Here is a 16,525-nt window from a genome sequence, read left to right as displayed (position 1 = left end):
ATGTTCACCGGACTGATAGAGCAGATAGGCACCATCAAGGCCTTCAAAAATGCCGGGCATTCGGCCCAGATCGATATTGCGGCCGGGTGGTCCGACCTGGTTTTGGGTGAGAGCATCGCTGTCAACGGGGCCTGCCTGACCGTGGCCAGGATGGTCGCCGGGGGCTTTTCCGCCGACCTCAGCCGGGAGACCATCAGCAAAACTTCGTTTTCTGAGATCAAAGCTGGGGCTCCGGTCAATCTGGAAAGGGCCCTGAAGGCCGGAGACAGGTTTGGCGGCCATTTTGTGTCCGGCCATATCGACTGCGCAGCAAAGATCTCCAAGATCATCCGCCGGCCGGACAGCACCGAGATCAAGATATCGACAGGCTCAGGGCATTGGAAGTACATAGTTGACCGGGGATCGGTGGCGGTGGACGGCATCAGCCTGACCGTGTCACGCAAAGAGCCTGACGGATTCTGGACAGCCGTCATTCCCCATACCCTGGACCATACCAACCTGAAACACCGAAAAACAGGTGACAGGGTAAACCTGGAATTCGATATGATGGTCAAATACACCGAGTCAATAATAAAAGGCAAGTGACAATTCAACCACAAAAGGCACAAATCAAAACCAAGAGATGTATTTTGTGATTAATGTGCGTTATGTGGCCAAATCCGGAATGTTATTTTATAAGGAAACGATGAACGGTAAACCTAAATTCAACTCCATTTCCGAGGCCATCCGCGACATCAGGGCCGGCAAAATGATCATTGTGGTGGATGATGAGTGCCGCGAGAACGAAGGGGACCTGGTGATGGCCGCGGCCAGGGTGACGCCGGCAGCGGTGAACTTCATGGCCAAGGAGGGGCGGGGCCTGGTCTGCGCGTCGCTAGCCCGACAGAGGCTGGAGGCGCTGGATCTGGGCCCGATGGTGGAGCGCAACACCGCCAAGCTGGGCACCAACTTTGCCATTTCGGTGGATGCCGTAAAGGGCACCACCACCGGCATCTCCGCCCATGACCGGGCGGCCACCATCAAAACCCTGATCCACCCCAAGACCCGGCCCTCCGATCTGGCCCGGCCCGGCCATGTATTCCCCCTGATGTCGGCCGAGGGCGGGGTGCTGCGGCGGACCGGACATACCGAAGCGGCCCTGGACCTGGCCCGGCTGGCCGGACTGTATCCGGCCGGGGTGATCTGTGAGATCATCTCCGACGACGGCACCATGGCCCGGGGTGCAAAACTTTTTGCCTTCGCCGCCAGGCACAAACTGAAGATCATCACCATCAAGGATCTGATAGAATACCGCCGGAAGAAGGAAAAATTGGTGATGCCGGTGCTGGAGACCAGGCTGCCCACCAAATACGGCCAGTTCCGGCTGGTGGTGTACGAAGACCTGATCGAGAACTACCATCATCTGGCCCTGGTCAAGGGGGCGGTCAGGAACCGGAAAAATATCCTGGTGCGGGTGCATTCCCAGTGCCTGACCGGGGACATTCTGGGCTCCAGCCGCTGCGACTGCGGGGACCAGCTGGCGGGGGCCATGAAGATGATCGACCAGGAGGGCCGGGGGGTCTTTTTGTACATGAGGCAGGAGGGCCGGGGCATCGGGTTGTTCAACAAGCTGAAGGCCTATAAGTTGCAGGACCAGGGGATGGACACCATCGAAGCCAACCTGGCCCTGGGCTTCGCCGCCGACGAGAGGGACTACGGCATCGGGGCCCAGATACTGGCCGACCTGGGCCTCTCCAGCATCAGGTTGATCACCAACAACCCCGATAAGATCGCCGGCCTGGAGGGCTATGGCCTGAAGATAGTAAAGCGGATCGCCAGTCAGGTGCCCTGCACCCCGGCCAACGCCCGCTATATGAAGACCAAGCGCGACAAGATGGGACATCTGCTGGACAAGAATTTCTGCCTCAGCTGATCCGTTAACGGAACATTCATTATTTTAAGGAGGGTTAAAATGCCAAAGATAATCGAGGGCCACTTAAGCGCGGCCGACAAAAAATTCTGCCTGGTGGTGTCACGGTTCAACGACCTGATAAGCCAGCGCCTGGTGGACGGGGCCTTGGACTGCATAACCAGGCACGGCGGGAGCGACGCCAACGTGGAGCTGGTCTGGGTGCCGGGCTCCTTTGAGATCCCCGGGGTGGCTGCCAGGGTGGCCGCATCCAAAAAATATCAGGCGGTCATCTGCCTGGGGGCCGTCATCCGGGGCGATACCCCGCATTTCGACTATATCGCGGCCGAGGTGGCCAAGGGGGTGGCCCAGGTCTCCATGAATTCAGGGGTGCCCACGGTGTTCGGAGTGATCACCACCGACAACCTGGACCAGGCCCTGGACCGGGCCGGCAGCAAGGCCGGCAACAAGGGATGGCAGGCGGCCCTGTCGGCCATCGAGCTGACCGACCTCTACCGGAAGATATAAGGAACCGATGGGCTCCCGAAGAAAATCAAGAGAACTGGCCCTGCAGGCCCTGTACCAGGTGGACGTCACCGGGGACCTGGTGGAGAAGGCGCTGTATGACCTTAAACACCGGAATCCAGAGGATCCTGAAATGGTCGAGTTTTCAGGGGTCCTGGTCAATGCCGTGATCACCAACCTGGACAGCATCGATCGGGTCATCGTGAAAGCGGCCCAGAACTGGACCATAGACCGCATGGCCCTGATCGACCGGAATATCATCCGTCTGGGGGTGGCTCAATTGCAGCATCTTGAGGAGCAGGTGCCCCCCAAGGTGGCCATCGACGAATCCATCGAACTGGCCAAGAAGTTCGGGGACGAGGAATCCGGGCGCTTCATAAACGGAGTGCTGGACAAGATATTCAAGGATATGGGAAAAAAGGAAAGATAAGATGCGGTGCGCCTTAATATCAGACATACACGGCAACCATGAAGCCCTGGCCGCGGTGCTGGCCGATATCAAACAAAAAGGGATCAAGGACATATTTTGCCTGGGCGACACCGTAGGTTACGGCGCCGATCCGGCCGAGTGCCTGGCGGAGGTAGGCGGGCTTACCGATAAGGTCATTGCCGGCAATCACGACCATGGGGCGGTGGGCCTGCTGGATCTTTCCAACTTCAATCTTAATGCCCGCAAAGCGGCGGAATGGACGGGGAAAAAGCTAACCTCGGGGGAAAGGGACCTCCTCAAAAAACTACCACTTAATCTAAAATCCAGCATTCAGGGAAACGAAATGCTGATGGTTCACTCCACTCCCCATAAGCCGGAGGACTGGCATTATATCCTGTCGCTGGATGAGGCCGAATACCAGTTTGAAAAATTTGGCGAAAGGCTTTGTTTTGTCGGCCATTCCCACCAGCCCGTATTCTGGGAATGCGACGCCCAGGGCAAGTGCAGCATAGCCGGCCGGGAGTACGTTCACCTGGAGAGGGACCGGAGATATATAATCAACGTGGGCAGCGTGGGGCAGCCCAGGGACGGCGACCCTAGGGCCACCTATGCCATCTGCGACGGGGAAAGAATGGAAGTGGCCATACGGCGGGTGGAGTACGACATCAAATCCGCCCAGGGAAAGATAATCCGGGCCGGTTTGCCGGCCCGTCTGGCCGAACGCCTGTCAACCGGGATCTAACGGGGGATATCGCAGCCATGTCAACCGCCACAGCCATAATAATACCGCATCACAACGGCCAACAGATGCTGGCCGACTGTCTGCGGTCCCTGGCCCAGACCGAATATGACAATTTCCGGATCTACCTGGTGGACAATGCCTCGCGGGACGGAAGCCCCCAATGGGCCAAACAAAACTATCCGCAGATAGAAGTGATCTCCTCCCAACAGAACCTGGGATATGCCGGCGGCTGCAACCTGGGCATCCGTTCCACCACCGAGAAATATATCGTTCTCCTGAACAATGACACCGAGGTCAAACCGGACTGGCTGGGCAAGCTGTCCTCCGAACTGGACCAGGACGACACCATAGCTGCGGCCCAGCCCAAGATCCTGTGGCTTAAGGATCGCAGCCTGTTCGATTATTCCGGAGGGGCCGGGGGCATGATGGATATTTTCGGCTTTCCCTATTGTCTGGGCCGCCTGTTCGACTGCAAGGAGAAGGACCTGGGGCAGTACGACCATGACCAGAAAGATATCTTCTGGGCCTCGGGATCGGCCTCCATATACCGCCGGAGCGTGCTGGACAAGGTGGGCCTGCTGGACCAGGATTTCTTCATGCATATGGAGGAGATAGACCTGGCCTGGCGGATGCACCTGGCCGGGCACCGGGTGACAGCCGTCCCCGGGTCGGTGATCTATCATCTATCCGGAGGCTCCCTGCCGGCCGGCAATTTCCGCAAGATGTACCTTAACCACCGCAACAGCCTGCTGATGCTGTGGAAGAACTATTCGCTGGTCAGCCTGCTGTGGATCTGGCCCCTGCGGCTGGCGCTGGAGGGGATGGCTTTCTTGAAAGCCTTGGCATCCGGCAACCTGGAGTGGGCCCGGGCCATTGTCCAGGCGGGTTTATGGATGGCGGAAAACCCCCGGCTGGTCTGGAAAAAACGCCGGGAGGTCCAGAAGTTAAGAGCCGCCAGCGACAGCAGGATCAGGGCCGAAATGTACCGGGGCAGCATAGCGGTCAGGTATTTTCTTCAGGGCAAACGCACTGCCAACGATTTATAAAGTGAAATGAGAGAAAAGATAAAGAAAACCTCCCTGCTGATCCTGAGGATATTGGTCAGCCTGGGACTGATCGGGTGGATACTTTGGCCCTATAAAAAAGATCCCCAGGAGCTGACAGCGACCTTTAAAAACATTGATCACTGGTACCTGATAGGGGCTTTTGTGGCCTACTTCATAGTCAATGCGTTCTGCACATGGCGCTGGCGGATATTGCTATCGGCCAGAGGAATCAGAGCCGGCTACTGGAGACTCTTCCGATATTTTCTGAACGGGCTGTTCTTCGGGAATTTTCTGCCCACCACGGTGGGGGGCGACCTGGCCCGGGCCTACTTGGTTGTGAATGACTGCAATAAAAAATCCGAAGCCTTGGCCTCGGTGCTGGTGGATCGCTTCATCGGTCTTTTCGGGGTGATCATCACCGGCATCGTAGGATTGGTCTTGGTGGCCAAGACTGGGGAAGAATTGTTCCTGCTGAGGGTCATGGTCATAGTCATCGTGGCGGTGTTGCTGTTCGTGGCCCTGTTCCTGAATAAATCTCTGGTGAAGAAGTTCCGTTGGGTCCTGAAACTTCCACTGGTAGAGAGGATTGAAAATCACCTGATCGATTTCTATCATTCCCTGTACATATATCGCACCCATAAAAACGAAGTGTTCTGGGCTTTCATCCAATCGCTGATGGTCCAGTTGTTCGTGGTTTTTACGGCCTATTTCATCGCCGTATCGATGGGGATATCCATTTCAATAATTCCCTTCTTCCTGTACATGCCGGTGATAGCAGCAGTGAGCATGATCCCACTGTCCATCAACGGCTGGGGGCTGCAGGAGGGGGCGTTCATCCTGTTCTTCGGCCGGGCCGGGGTGGTCAGGTCGGCAGCCCTTTCCCTGGGGTTTTTATACCATCTGGTGGCTATCGCCATCTCGCTGCTGGGCGGAATACTGTGGCTGATCTATGGGGGGCGCAAACCGGCCAATGACAATAAAGGCGGTTCAAAGTGCGGATAATCTTTATGGGGACCCCGGGGTTTGCCCTGTCCACCCTGGAGGCCATTCATCAAAAGGGGCACGAGGTCTTGGCGGTTTTTACCCAGCCGGACCGGCCGGCGGGCCGGGGCCGCAGCATTGTCTTTTCCCCGGTCAAGCAGAAGGCTTTGGAGCTGGGTTTATTGGTTCAACAGCCCGGCAATCTGAAACAGGATCAAATAATCCAGGCTGTTTCCAGCCTGGCCCCCGAAGCGTTGGTGGTGGTGGCTTACGGGCTCAAACTCCCCAGCGACATCCTGAACATCCCGAAATACGGCGCGGTCAACCTGCACCCCTCGATGCTTCCCAGATACCGCGGGGCGGCACCCATCAATCATGCTTTGATAAATGGGGACAAGGCGACAGGTGTTTCCACTATCCTGATGAACGACAGGATGGACGCCGGGGACATCATCCTGCAGCAGGAGGTGCCGATCACCGACGATGAAAACGCCGGGATGCTGGAAGCCAGGCTGGCCAAGCTGGGGGCAGATCTGATCTCCAGTAGTTTGGATATTTTGAAGACAGGCAAGGCAGAGTTTAAAAAACAGGATGAGTCCCTGGTGACCTATGCTCCAAAGCTTTCATCGGCCGACGGGCATATAGACTGGAAACGGAAGTCCATAGAGATACAGAACCAGATCCGGGGGCTGACCCCCAGGCCGGGGTCCTTTGCCCTGTTCAAAGGGAAACGATTAGAGATCCTGAATATACTGACAAATTGCAAATTGAAAATTGAAAATTACGAATTACTACCGGGGCAAGTAGTGGCAACGGACAAAAACAGCGGACTGGCGGTTAAAACCCTGGACGGGTCGGTCATCTTGACGGAACTAAAACCACAGGGAAAAAATGCGATGAGCGGGGACGAATTCATCCGGGGATACAAGCCGCTGGTGGGGGAAAAGTTATCATGACCGGCAGCAAGAGGTTGTTTTTGGCCCTGTCCTTCGCCAGCCTGGCCATCCTGGGCAGCGGGGTGATGCTGCTTTTCTGGCTGGTGATGCCCCGCCTGCAGCTGCTGTCGGAATGGATGTTCTATGCCGCCGGAGCCGCGGCAGCATTGTTCCTGCTGGTGGTCAGCGGCGGACTGTTCCTGCTTTTCCTGTCGGCCATAACCGAAAGGGATTTCCTGTTCCCCCACGGGAAAAAACAGGTGACGGTCAAGGTGCTCTACCCCATAAACCTTTTTCTGGGATTTCTGCTGGGCATCGGCCGGGAGAGGGTGGGGGAGTCTTTCGTGGAATTCAACAATGCCCTGGTCCGGGCCACCAGAAAGCGGGTCGATCCCGGCCGGATAATGATATTGCTGCCGCACTGCCTGCAGCTGAGCGACTGCCAATATCGGGTAACATCGGATATCGGGAACTGTCGGAGATGCGGCAAATGTGCCATCTCCAAGCTGGCCGAGCTTTCTGGAAAAATCAACGCCAGGATCGCAGTGGCCACCGGAGGAACCTTGGCCCGGCGGCTGATCGTGGAGATCAAGCCGACCCTGATCCTGGCGGTGGCCTGCGAACGGGACCTGGTCTCGGGGATCCTGGATGCCTACCCCATCCCGGTCTACGGCATTTTGAACCAGCGCCCCCACGGACCGTGCAACAACACCACGGTGGACATGGAAAAGGTCCAGGCGGGATTTTTCTCCCTGCTGGGAAAGGAAGTTTAAGTGACGGCCAGAGAAACCGCTCTCAATATCCTGTCGGCCATAGATCAGAATACCGAATTCAGCGACAGCATATTGAGAAAATATTTCAGCCAGGCCGGGCTTTCCCGGGTCGACCAGAACCTGGCCAGGGAATTGGTGTCCGGGGTGCTCAGGCAAAGGGCCAAACTGGACTGGCTGCTGGATGGGTCGCTTAAAAGGGGCCTTAAATCACTGAATACATTGGAAGCCAATATCTTGCGGTTGGGGTTGTATCAGGTTGCATTTTTGGACAAAATCCCGGCATTTGCAGCGGTAAATGAAAGCGTTGAACTGGTTAAACGCTTTGGCCGGAAAGAGATAATTGGCTTGACAAACGCCGTGCTGCGGGATATAATTAGGAACAAAAAATATCTGAAAAAACCCGATACCGGGGATAAAGTTAAAGATGCCGGCATCGAATATTCCCATCCGGAATGGCTGATCGAAAGATGGGCCAAGCAATTGGGCTGGGATGATGCCCTAAAGATATTGGAATTCAATAATTCTCCGGCCCCGGTGATCATAAGGGCCAACCGTCTGAAGGCCTCGGCCGAAAATTTATTCGAACAACTTAAGGCTGGCGGGTTTGGGCCCAAATGCCTGGAAATCCTTCCCCAGGCCATAGAAATAGACAACCCTTCCGGACTGGTTGATAATGAATTATTTGTCCGGGGGCATTTCTATTTTCAGGATTTCAGCGCCCAGGCGGCGGGGATGCTTTTTGGTGCCAAGGAAGGCGACAACATTTTAGACCTCTGCGCGGCTCCGGGGGGCAAGGCCGGGCTGGCCCTGGAGCAGGCCGGCGGCCGGGCGGATATGTTCGCCCTGGACCGAAGTTTCCGGAAACTGCCCAGGGTCAGGGAGAATTTCATCCGGCTGGGCTTGGATTCATGGTATTTGATCAACGGCGATGCCGTTGATATAAAATTCAAAACCGCTTTCGATCTGGTCCTGGCCGATGTGCCCTGCACCGGGCTGGGCGTCATTCGGCGGCGGCTGGACCTGCGCTGGCGGATCAGGGAGGCCGATATCCAGCGGATGGCCGGGCTGCAGAGCCGGATCCTGGAAAATGCCGCAGGGCTGGTCAAGCCAGGCGGGGCGCTGGTGTACAGCACCTGCACCCTGACCCCGGAGGAGAACCAGGATCAGGTAAAGGGTTTTTTGATCCGCCATCCCGAATTCCGGCTGGACCCGGCCGAAAAATATCTTCCGGCAGCGCTGGCCCAGGACGGTTTTCTGGCCGCCTGGCCGCAGCTCCATCAGATGGACGGGGCCTTTGCCGCCCGCTTAATAAAAAGTAAAAACATATAAAACCAATCCAGGAGAAAGCTATGCCGATATACGAGCAGACCAGCAACAAAAAGAACGTATGGGTGGCGATCCTCTCGGGGGCCCTGTCCGGCCTGATCACCACCATTTTATTCTGGGCCTTTATCCAGCCGATCCTGGAGATGTCCGAGGTGCCGGATGTCACCGGCAAGAAGGTCGAGATCGCCAAATCGCTGCTGGAGGGCCGCGGATTCCGGGTGTACGAGGAGACGGCCATCAGCGATCCCACCGTGCCGGACGGGACGGTCAGCAAGCAGGATCCGGTGCCGGGCAGCAAGGTCCGCAAAGGGTGGACGGTCAAGGTGTGGCCCAACAGCGCCGGGGCCGAAGTGCCCAATATGAAGAGCCTGCCTCTGGCCCAGGCCACGGTGGTGCTGCAGCAGTCCGGGCTTAAGCTGGGACAGGTGATAATGCAGCCCTCCGACTCGGTGGAGAAGGACGGGGTGATATCCAGCAATCCGGTGTTCGGGCTGAAGGTGTCCAAGGACAGCGCGGTGGACCTGATAGTCAGCGCCGGGGCCGGAGAGGTGGCGGTGCCCTCGGTGCGCGGCTGGGGCCGGTCCCGGGCCCAGGAGATGATCAAGCAGGCCGGCCTTAACGTGGGCGGCATCCGATATGTCTACGACGAGGAGCAGGATCCGGGCCTGGTGATCCGACAGGATCCCTCGCCGGGATCCAAGGTCGCCAAGGGCTCCAATGTCAACCTCTGGATAAGCACCGACGTCGAACCGGAATAATAAATGCCTAAATTTTTCAAAAAACTTCCCCGGCTGTGGCGCAATGTGATCTGGGTGCTGCTGGTCTTCCTGGCCGGATTTCTGCTGGCCAACTTCGTGCTGATGCCGCTGATCGTCCGCCAGGGCTCGGTGGTGGAGGTGCCAGATGTCCGCGGCCTGGGCCTGAAACAGGCTCAGGAGATCCTGCAGGCCCGGGAGCTGGAACTGGTGAACGCCGGCTGGCGCTATGACGCCGCTCTGCCCGACAGCTCCATCATCTCCCAGGACCCCGAACCCAGGATGATGGTCAAGAAAAGGCGCAAGGTGCGGGTGATCATCAACCGGGGTGAGGAGAAGGTCCCGGTGCCGTATCTGGCCGGTCTGTCCTCGGTGCGGGCCATCAACCTGATCGACCGGCTGGGACTGGCGGTGACTGAGGTGGACAGCATCTCCAGCGATTCCATCGCCCTGGGATGCGTGGTATCATCCAGCCCGGCGGCCGGGGCCCTGCTGGCCAAGAAAAGCGCCATCAAGCTGACCTTAAGCAAGGGCCCCACCGGCAAGATGCTGATGCCCGACCTGGTGGGCCGCAAGCTGGCCGAGATCCAGGGCCAGCTGGTGGGCCAGGGCCTGGTGATAGGCCAGATCAAGTACATCTCCGGCCAGGCCCTGGAGCCGGGGACCGTCATGTTGCAGGCCCCCCAGCCCGGATTCGTCATCAAGCAGGGCGACACCGTCAACCTGGCGGTCAGCACCCAGTAGGGATGCCGGAGATGATCAAAATAGCGGCCTCTCTGCTGTCGGCGGATTTTGCAGATCTAAAAAGCGAGATCAGATCGGTGGAGCAGGGCGGGGCCGACTGGCTGCACCTGGACGTGATGGATGGGCACTTCGTTCCCAACCTCACCTTCGGGCCTTTCATCGTGGAAGCCATTAAAAGGATCTCCCGGCTTCCGCTGGACGCCCATTTGATGATCAGCGACCCCCTGAAATACGCTCCGGAGTTTGCCCGGGCCGGGGCCGATTACATCACCATTCACGCCGAGGCCATCGATGACCTGCCGGCGGCGGTGGAGCAGGTCAAAGAACTCAAGGTAAAGGTCGGCCTGTCGGTCAACCCAGAGACCCCGCTGGACAAGGCCCTGCCGGCCATAGAAGGGATAGACCTTTTCCTGGTGATGAGCGTCCATCCCGGATTCGGCGGGCAGAAATTCATGCCGGAAGCGCTGGACAAGGTCCGGCAGTTGTCCGCCCTCAAAAAGCAGGGAAGGACCAAAGCCATAATATCCATAGACGGGGGCATCAACCCCGAGACCGCACATCAGGCCAGGGAGGCCGGGGCCGGGGTGCTGGTGGCCGGAGCGGCCATCTTCAAACACCGGGACCGGGCGGCGCAGATAAAAGCCATCAGGGGGATATGATGGATCCCAACGCTTTCCGGCTGATCAGCTACGGGATGTATGTGGTCTCCAGCTTCAGGGAGGGAAAGCTGAACGGCCAGATAGCCAACACCGTCTTTCAGGTGACGGCCGAGCCGCCGTTGATGGCGGTCAGTCTCAACTGCCAGAACCTGACCAACGAGTTCATCAAGAGTTCAAAAAAATTCTCGATCGCGGTGCTGTCCCAGGAGACGCCGCTCACCACCATCGGCACCTTCGGCTTCAAGTGCGGACGCCAGGTGGACAAGTTCAGCGGGGTCAAATACCAGGTCTGCTCCAGCGGCAACCCCAAGATACTGGACCACAGCCTGGCTCATTTCGACCTGGAGGTGGTCCAATCGGTGGAATTGGGCAGCCACACCCTGTTCATCGGGAAGGTGGTGGAATCGGAGGTCCTGGCCGAAGGCCTCCCCATGACCTACGATTACTATCACCGGATAAAAGGCGGGAAGACCCAGAAGAACGCGCCATCGTATATCGCAAAGTAAGGACACGGCATGCCGTGCCCCAACTATAAAAGAAAGGGCAATTCATGAATTGCCCCAACAGAGAGGAGAGCCAAAATGAAGAAGTACACCTGCACTGTCTGCGGTTATGAGTACGATCCGGCCATCGGCGATCCCGATAACGGGATACAGCCCGGCACCAGTTTCGAATCCCTGCCCGACGACTGGGTCTGCCCGGTGTGCGGCGCCGCCAAGGACGCCTTTGAGCCGGAAGACTGAGGGAAAAACCACCCAGGCACTAAGGCACAAAGATAAAGGGTTCATGTCTTAACGCTTTTGGTGGCTTTGCGGTTCGATAGGCGTTCATAATCTAGCCGACTTTATATCGGCTTTGCGTACGGGGTTTGAATAAGATGATTCGAGAATTAAAGAAGAACATTTACGCCGTCGGGGTGCAGGATTGGGACCGCAGGCTGTTCGACGAACTGATCCCCCTGCCGCACGGCACCAGCTATAATTCCTACCTGATAAAGGGCAGTCAGAAGACCGCCCTGGTGGACTCGGTGGATCCGGCCAAGTATGATGAACTGCTGGCCAACCTGGCCGAGCACGATGTCAAGCAGCTGGATTACATCATCTGCAACCATGCCGAGCAGGACCATTCCGGCTCCATCGGGTTCCTGGCGGAGAAATTCCCTAAGGCGGTGGTGGTGACCAACGAGAAGTGCAAAGGGTTTTTGATGGACCTGCTGCACATCACGGAGGGCCGGTTCCAGGTGGTCGGGGACGGGGAGACGCTATCGCTGGGCGACAAGACAGTTGAGTTCATCCTGGCTCCCTGGGTGCACTGGCCGGAGACCATGTTCAGCTATCTGAGGGAGGACAAGATCCTCTTCTCCGGCGACTTTTTGGGCTCGCACCTGGCCACCACCGACATCTTGGCCTGCGACGATACGGTGCTGGAGGGCGCCAAGCGATATTACGCCGAGATCATGATGCCCTTCCGCCCCTCCATAGTCAAGAACCTGCAGAAGCTGGATACCATGGATCTGGACCTGGTCGCCCCCACCCACGGGCCGGTCTACAAAAAGCCGTTCCACATCGTGGAGGCCTACAGGGATTGGAGCTCGGAGAATGTCAAAAACGAAGTGGTGATACCCTGGGTCTCGATGCACGGCAGCACCGAGGACATGGTCAAGCATCTTACCGAGGCCCTGGTCAAAAAAGGCATCGCCGTCAAACCGTTCAATCTGACCAAGACCGACCTGGGCGAACTGGCCGCCTCGCTGGTGGACGCCGCCACGGTCATTCTGGCCACCTCCACCGTCCTGGTGGGGCCGCATCCCCAGGGGCTGTATGCCGCGGCGCTGGTGGGGGCCTTAAGGCCCAAGACCAAGTTTCTGGGCATCATCGGATCATACGGCTGGGGCAGCAAGGCGGTGGAGACCGTCAAATCGCTGTTGGCCAACCTTAAGGCCGAACTGCTGGAGCCGGTCTACATCAAGGGCGCGCCGCGCAAAGATGATTTCGAGGCTTTGGACAAGCTGGCCGAGGCGGTCTTCGAAAAGCATAGATCTTTAGGGCTGTTATAAGTGTTTGACTGTCATTGAGACTCATAGGCCCAGATAATAATTTGTGCCTTGAGAACCACAGGTAACAATAAGATACGTGAACCCCGAAAAAGCTGGGGTGTCTTGGTGGTTAAAAGGGGATCAGTAAAGCCGTGCAACGCCAAATTCCTGGCGGAACCTGAGGAATTAACGCAGTACAACTGACGGCGTTTTGTATTTGTAATTTAATATTAAGTAAAAATTGTTCGACTCATTATCAGAAAAACTCACAGGTCTGTTCAAAGATCTCACCGGAAAGGGCAAACTTTCCGAGGATAATATAAAAGAAGCCTCCCAGAAGGTCAAACGGGCTCTTTTAGAGGCCGACGTCAATTACAAGGTGGTCAAGGATTTCGTTGCGGCGATAGAAGAAAAGGCCCTGGGGGCCGAGGTGCTTAACAGTATCACCCCCGGCCAGCAGTTCATTAAAATAGTCCACGAGCAATTATCCGCCACCCTGGGCACCAAGAACGAGCCGCTGAGAATGGCCTCCCAGCCGCCCACGGTGGTGATGGTCTGCGGTCTGCAGGGCTCCGGCAAGACCACCACCTGCGCCAAGCTGGCCAAGAGCCTGCTGCAGCCAGGCCGCCGGGTGATGCTGGCCGCGGCCGACGTCTACCGCCCGGCCGCCATCGAACAGCTGGAGATACTGGCCCAGCAGGTGGGCTGTGACTTCTTTAAAAAGGACACCACCGATGTGGTGGACATCTGCAAATCCGCCCAGCACGAGGCGGTCAAGCGGCTGGCAGACTGGCTGATATTGGACACCGCCGGCCGCCTGCACATTGACCAGCCGATGATGGAGGAGCTGAAGGCGGTCCAGGCGGCGGTCAAGCCCCACGAGGTCCTGTTGGTGGTGGACGGGATGACCGGGCAGGACGCGGTCAATATCGCCTCGCAATTCGGCCAGCAGCTGGAGCTTTCCGGCGTGATCATGACCAAGCTGGACGGCGATGCCCGGGGCGGGGCGGCCCTAAGCCTCAGGGCCGTCACCGGAAAGCCCATCAAATATATCGGACTGGGCGAGAAGCTCAACGCTTTGGAGCCGTTCCATCCCGACCGGATGGCCTCGCGGATCCTGGGCCTGGGCGACGTGGTGGGCCTGGTGGAGAAGGCCCAAAACGTCTTTGACCAGAAGCAGGCCGCCAAGATGGAGGAGAAGGTCCGCAAACAGAGCTTCACCCTGGAGGACTTCTCCCAGCAGATGAAACAGATCAAGAAGATGGGCTCCATGTCGGAGATAATGGCCATGATCCCCGGGGCGGCCAAACTTCCCCAGAACGCCGAGATCGACGATAAGGCCCTAAGCAGGATCGAGGCCATCATCGGCTCCATGACCCCGCAGGAGAGGAACCGCCCCCAGATCATCAACGGCAGCCGGCGCAAGCGGATAGCCTCGGGCAGCGGCACCAGCGTCCAGGAGGTCAATCGCCTGCTGAACCAGTTCGAGATGAGCCAGAAGATGATGAAGCAGATGATGAATTCAAAGGGCCGGGGCTTCAGGATGCCCAAGGGATTTTGACGGCGGTCATGCAATAGAAAACAATGGCCATACGATAGTTAAATAAAAGTAAATCAAAATAAATCAATAACAATAATCACTACAACCAAGGGAGGTGTCAAACCAAATGTCGGTATCAATCAGAATGTCCCGGGGCGGAAGCAACAAATTAGCCGCCTACAGAATCGTGGTGGCAACCACCAGGTCCAAGCTAGACGGTTCCCAGTTGGATACTTTGGGATACTATCGCCCGGCCGCCAAGCCGGTGGAAGCCCGGGTGGATCTGGAAAAGGCCCGGGAGTGGATCAAGAAAGGCGCCATCGTCTCCAGCACGGCCATGCGGGTGATCAAGCTGGCCGAGAAGCAGGCCGCCAATGACGGGGTGGATCTGAAGAAGGTGATGGTCACTTTTGCGTCAACCAAAACCAAAAAGACCCACAAGGAACGGTTGGCTGCCAAAAAGAAAAAGGATTGATGAATTATGTTGAAGGATTTAGTGGAGTTCCTTTCCAAGTCCCTGGTGGACCAGCCCGAAAAGGTCAGCGTCAGCGAAGTGACCAAGAACAGCGTCACCGTGTATGAACTGAGGGTGGCCAAGGAGGATATCGGAAAGGTGATCGGCAAGAAGGGCCGGACCGCCCAGTCGCTGAGGACCCTGCTGGCGGCCGCCGGAACCAAGCTGGGCAAGCGGACCTCCCTGGAGATAATCGAGTGACCGGGATGGGCTGCTCCGTTTGTAAAAAAGCGTCGGGATAAAGTGCTCTCCCAGGACATAAATAGGGACGACCTGGTGGTGGTGGCCACGGTGATGAAAAGCCACGGACTGAAGGGCCTGTTCAAGGTCAGGGTGGAGACGGACAATCCCAAAAGGTTCCTGCCGGGCGAGTCCCTGCTGCTGGTCCTGGCCCACCGGATCCAGGAAGCGACGGTGGAGAGTTTTACGCCCCAGAACAAGTACGGACTGTTAAAGCTGGCCGAGATATCCAGCATCGAGCAGGCCGAGCCCTGGCGGGGGGCGGAGCTGGCCATACCGGATTCCCGCCTGGAGCCGCTGGAGCCGGGACGTTATTATACTTTTCAGCTGCTGGGGCTCAATGTGGTATCCCAGGACAACCGGCAGCTGGGGGTGCTGTCGCAGGTCGAGGATATGCCCTCCGGCGACATCTACCTGGTCAAGGGGCCGGAGGGGGAATTCTATATCCCGGGTCAGGGAGACATCATCCAGCAGATAGACCTGGATAAAAAGGTGATGGTCATCAGGGATGCGGAAGGCCTAAGGTGAAGATAGACGTATTGACCCTGTTTCCCGAGATGTTCCCCCCGGTGCTGGGACAGAGCATCATCGGGCAGGCCCAGAAGAGGGGTATCGTAAACTTCAACATCGTCAATATCCGGGATTTCGCCCACGACAAGCACCGGGTGTGCGACGATGTTCCCTACGGCGGCGGCCCGGGCATGGTGATGAAGCCGGAGCCGATATTCGAAGCGGTGGAAAAGATAAAGACCGATCCCGACGCCAAGGTGGTTCTGCTGTCCCCCCGGGGGAAGGTATTCAATCAGGAGACCGCCCGGCGGCTGGCCGGAGAGGAGCATCTGGTATTCCTTTGCGGACATTACAAGGACATCGACGAGAGGAACCGGAGCCTGGTGGACCTGGACATCTCCCTGGGCGACTATATCCTGTCCGGGGGGGAGCCGGCGGCCCTGGTGGTGATCGACGCCATCGTCCGGCTGCTGCCCGGGGCCATCTCCGACCCGGAGTCGGCCAACTGCGATTCCTTCGAGACCGGGCTGCTGGACCATCCCCATTACACCAGGCCCGAAGATTACCGGGGGATGAAGGTGCCGGAGGTGCTGCGTTCCGGGAACCATGCCCAGATAAAGCAGTGGCGCAGACAGCAGGCTTTGAAGCTGACCCAAAGGCACCGGCCCGATCTTCTGGATAAGGCCGATCTGAGCGACCAGGACGCCGCCTTTTTAAAAGAAAGCGAACAATAAATAGAGACCGCTGCGAAACCAACCACTTAATCACGGAAATTTTAGTAACACGGAGTGACATCCATTAAATCTTCATTTTCTTGGTGATTTCTTTCCGAAAATTCAGGGTTTTCGTGGTAAAGAGTATTTTTACAGAAGCCACAAATAA

21 protein-coding genes are annotated in these 16,525 nt (G+C 57.4%); all 21 read left to right on the top strand.

Features of this window, described 5'->3' with window-relative positions; genetic code table 11:
- Complete coding sequence (locus tag RDU76_05770; GenBank protein ID MDQ7798433.1) at positions 1 to 585, top strand: riboflavin synthase; 585 nt, start codon at positions 1 to 3, stop codon at positions 583 to 585.
- Positions 586 to 685: 100 nt separating this feature from the next.
- Positions 686 to 1,912, top strand: coding sequence for a bifunctional 3,4-dihydroxy-2-butanone-4-phosphate synthase/GTP cyclohydrolase II (locus tag RDU76_05765; GenBank protein MDQ7798432.1), 1,227 nt, complete (start codon positions 686 to 688; stop codon positions 1,910 to 1,912).
- A gap of 39 nt (positions 1,913 to 1,951) precedes the next feature.
- Entirely contained in the window at positions 1,952 to 2,416 is a 465-nt protein-coding gene (gene ribE, locus RDU76_05760) for a 6,7-dimethyl-8-ribityllumazine synthase (protein ID MDQ7798431.1), read from the top strand.
- Between the two features lie 7 nt (positions 2,417 to 2,423).
- On the top strand, positions 2,424 to 2,843 hold the full coding sequence (gene nusB / locus RDU76_05755) for a transcription antitermination factor NusB (GenBank protein MDQ7798430.1): 420 nt from the start codon (positions 2,424 to 2,426) through the stop codon (positions 2,841 to 2,843).
- A gap of 1 nt (position 2,844) precedes the next feature.
- Positions 2,845 to 3,585, top strand: coding sequence for a metallophosphoesterase family protein (locus RDU76_05750; protein ID MDQ7798429.1), 741 nt, complete (start codon positions 2,845 to 2,847; stop codon positions 3,583 to 3,585).
- A 17-nt stretch (positions 3,586 to 3,602) separates the two neighbouring features.
- Positions 3,603 to 4,631: a glycosyltransferase family 2 protein gene (locus RDU76_05745; GenBank protein MDQ7798428.1), complete on the top strand. Its 1,029-nt coding sequence runs from the start codon at positions 3,603 to 3,605 to the stop codon at positions 4,629 to 4,631.
- 6 nt (positions 4,632 to 4,637) lie between these two features.
- Positions 4,638 to 5,633, top strand: a complete 996-nt coding sequence (locus RDU76_05740) for a lysylphosphatidylglycerol synthase transmembrane domain-containing protein (protein MDQ7798427.1) — start codon at positions 4,638 to 4,640, stop codon at positions 5,631 to 5,633.
- Positions 5,624 to 6,568 (top strand): methionyl-tRNA formyltransferase, encoded by a 945-nt coding sequence (gene fmt, locus RDU76_05735; protein ID MDQ7798426.1) that lies wholly within the window; start codon positions 5,624 to 5,626, stop codon positions 6,566 to 6,568. Before RDU76_05740 ends, fmt begins: the two co-directional genes overlap by 10 nt.
- Positions 6,565 to 7,320, top strand: a complete 756-nt coding sequence (locus tag RDU76_05730) for a DUF116 domain-containing protein (protein ID MDQ7798425.1) — start codon at positions 6,565 to 6,567, stop codon at positions 7,318 to 7,320. Before fmt ends, RDU76_05730 begins: the two co-directional genes overlap by 4 nt.
- Positions 7,321 to 8,649, top strand: coding sequence for a 16S rRNA (cytosine(967)-C(5))-methyltransferase RsmB (gene rsmB, locus RDU76_05725; protein ID MDQ7798424.1), 1,329 nt, complete (start codon positions 7,321 to 7,323; stop codon positions 8,647 to 8,649).
- Between the two features lie 20 nt (positions 8,650 to 8,669).
- Positions 8,670 to 9,404 (top strand): PASTA domain-containing protein, encoded by a 735-nt coding sequence (locus RDU76_05720; protein MDQ7798423.1) that lies wholly within the window; start codon positions 8,670 to 8,672, stop codon positions 9,402 to 9,404.
- A 3-nt stretch (positions 9,405 to 9,407) separates the two neighbouring features.
- Complete coding sequence (locus RDU76_05715; GenBank protein MDQ7798422.1) at positions 9,408 to 10,145, top strand: PASTA domain-containing protein; 738 nt, start codon at positions 9,408 to 9,410, stop codon at positions 10,143 to 10,145.
- A gap of 11 nt (positions 10,146 to 10,156) precedes the next feature.
- Positions 10,157 to 10,804, top strand: coding sequence for a ribulose-phosphate 3-epimerase (gene rpe / locus RDU76_05710; protein MDQ7798421.1), 648 nt, complete (start codon positions 10,157 to 10,159; stop codon positions 10,802 to 10,804).
- Positions 10,801 to 11,310 carry a flavin reductase family protein gene (locus RDU76_05705; protein MDQ7798420.1) on the top strand — a complete coding sequence of 170 codons (510 nt, stop codon included), beginning with the start codon at positions 10,801 to 10,803 and terminating at the stop codon, positions 11,308 to 11,310. The genes rpe and RDU76_05705 overlap by 4 nt, the downstream gene beginning before the upstream one ends.
- A 75-nt stretch (positions 11,311 to 11,385) precedes the next feature.
- On the top strand, positions 11,386 to 11,547 hold the full coding sequence (locus RDU76_05700) for a rubredoxin (protein MDQ7798419.1): 162 nt from the start codon (positions 11,386 to 11,388) through the stop codon (positions 11,545 to 11,547).
- Between the two features lie 134 nt (positions 11,548 to 11,681).
- Positions 11,682 to 12,860, top strand: a complete 1,179-nt coding sequence (locus tag RDU76_05695; protein ID MDQ7798418.1) for an FprA family A-type flavoprotein — start codon at positions 11,682 to 11,684, stop codon at positions 12,858 to 12,860.
- A gap of 220 nt (positions 12,861 to 13,080) precedes the next feature.
- Positions 13,081 to 14,400, top strand: coding sequence for a signal recognition particle protein (ffh, locus tag RDU76_05690; protein MDQ7798417.1), 1,320 nt, complete (start codon positions 13,081 to 13,083; stop codon positions 14,398 to 14,400).
- A 106-nt stretch (positions 14,401 to 14,506) separates the two neighbouring features.
- Entirely contained in the window at positions 14,507 to 14,854 is a 348-nt protein-coding gene (gene rpsP, locus RDU76_05685) for a 30S ribosomal protein S16 (protein ID MDQ7798416.1), read from the top strand.
- Between the two features lie 6 nt (positions 14,855 to 14,860).
- Positions 14,861 to 15,094 carry a KH domain-containing protein gene (locus tag RDU76_05680; GenBank protein MDQ7798415.1) on the top strand — a complete coding sequence of 78 codons (234 nt, stop codon included), beginning with the start codon at positions 14,861 to 14,863 and terminating at the stop codon, positions 15,092 to 15,094.
- Positions 15,095 to 15,136: 42 nt separating this feature from the next.
- On the top strand, positions 15,137 to 15,661 hold the full coding sequence (rimM, locus tag RDU76_05675; protein MDQ7798414.1) for a ribosome maturation factor RimM: 525 nt from the start codon (positions 15,137 to 15,139) through the stop codon (positions 15,659 to 15,661).
- Positions 15,658 to 16,377: a tRNA (guanosine(37)-N1)-methyltransferase TrmD gene (trmD, locus tag RDU76_05670; GenBank protein MDQ7798413.1), complete on the top strand. Its 720-nt coding sequence runs from the start codon at positions 15,658 to 15,660 to the stop codon at positions 16,375 to 16,377. The genes rimM and trmD overlap by 4 nt, the downstream gene beginning before the upstream one ends.
- Positions 16,378 to 16,525: the final 148 nt, after the last annotated feature.

The sequence above is a fragment of the Candidatus Edwardsbacteria bacterium genome, from assembly GCA_031082425.1.
Lineage (GTDB): Bacteria > Edwardsbacteria > AC1 > AC1 > EtOH8 > UBA2226.
This window is presented reverse-complemented; position numbering and strand designations above follow the sequence as displayed.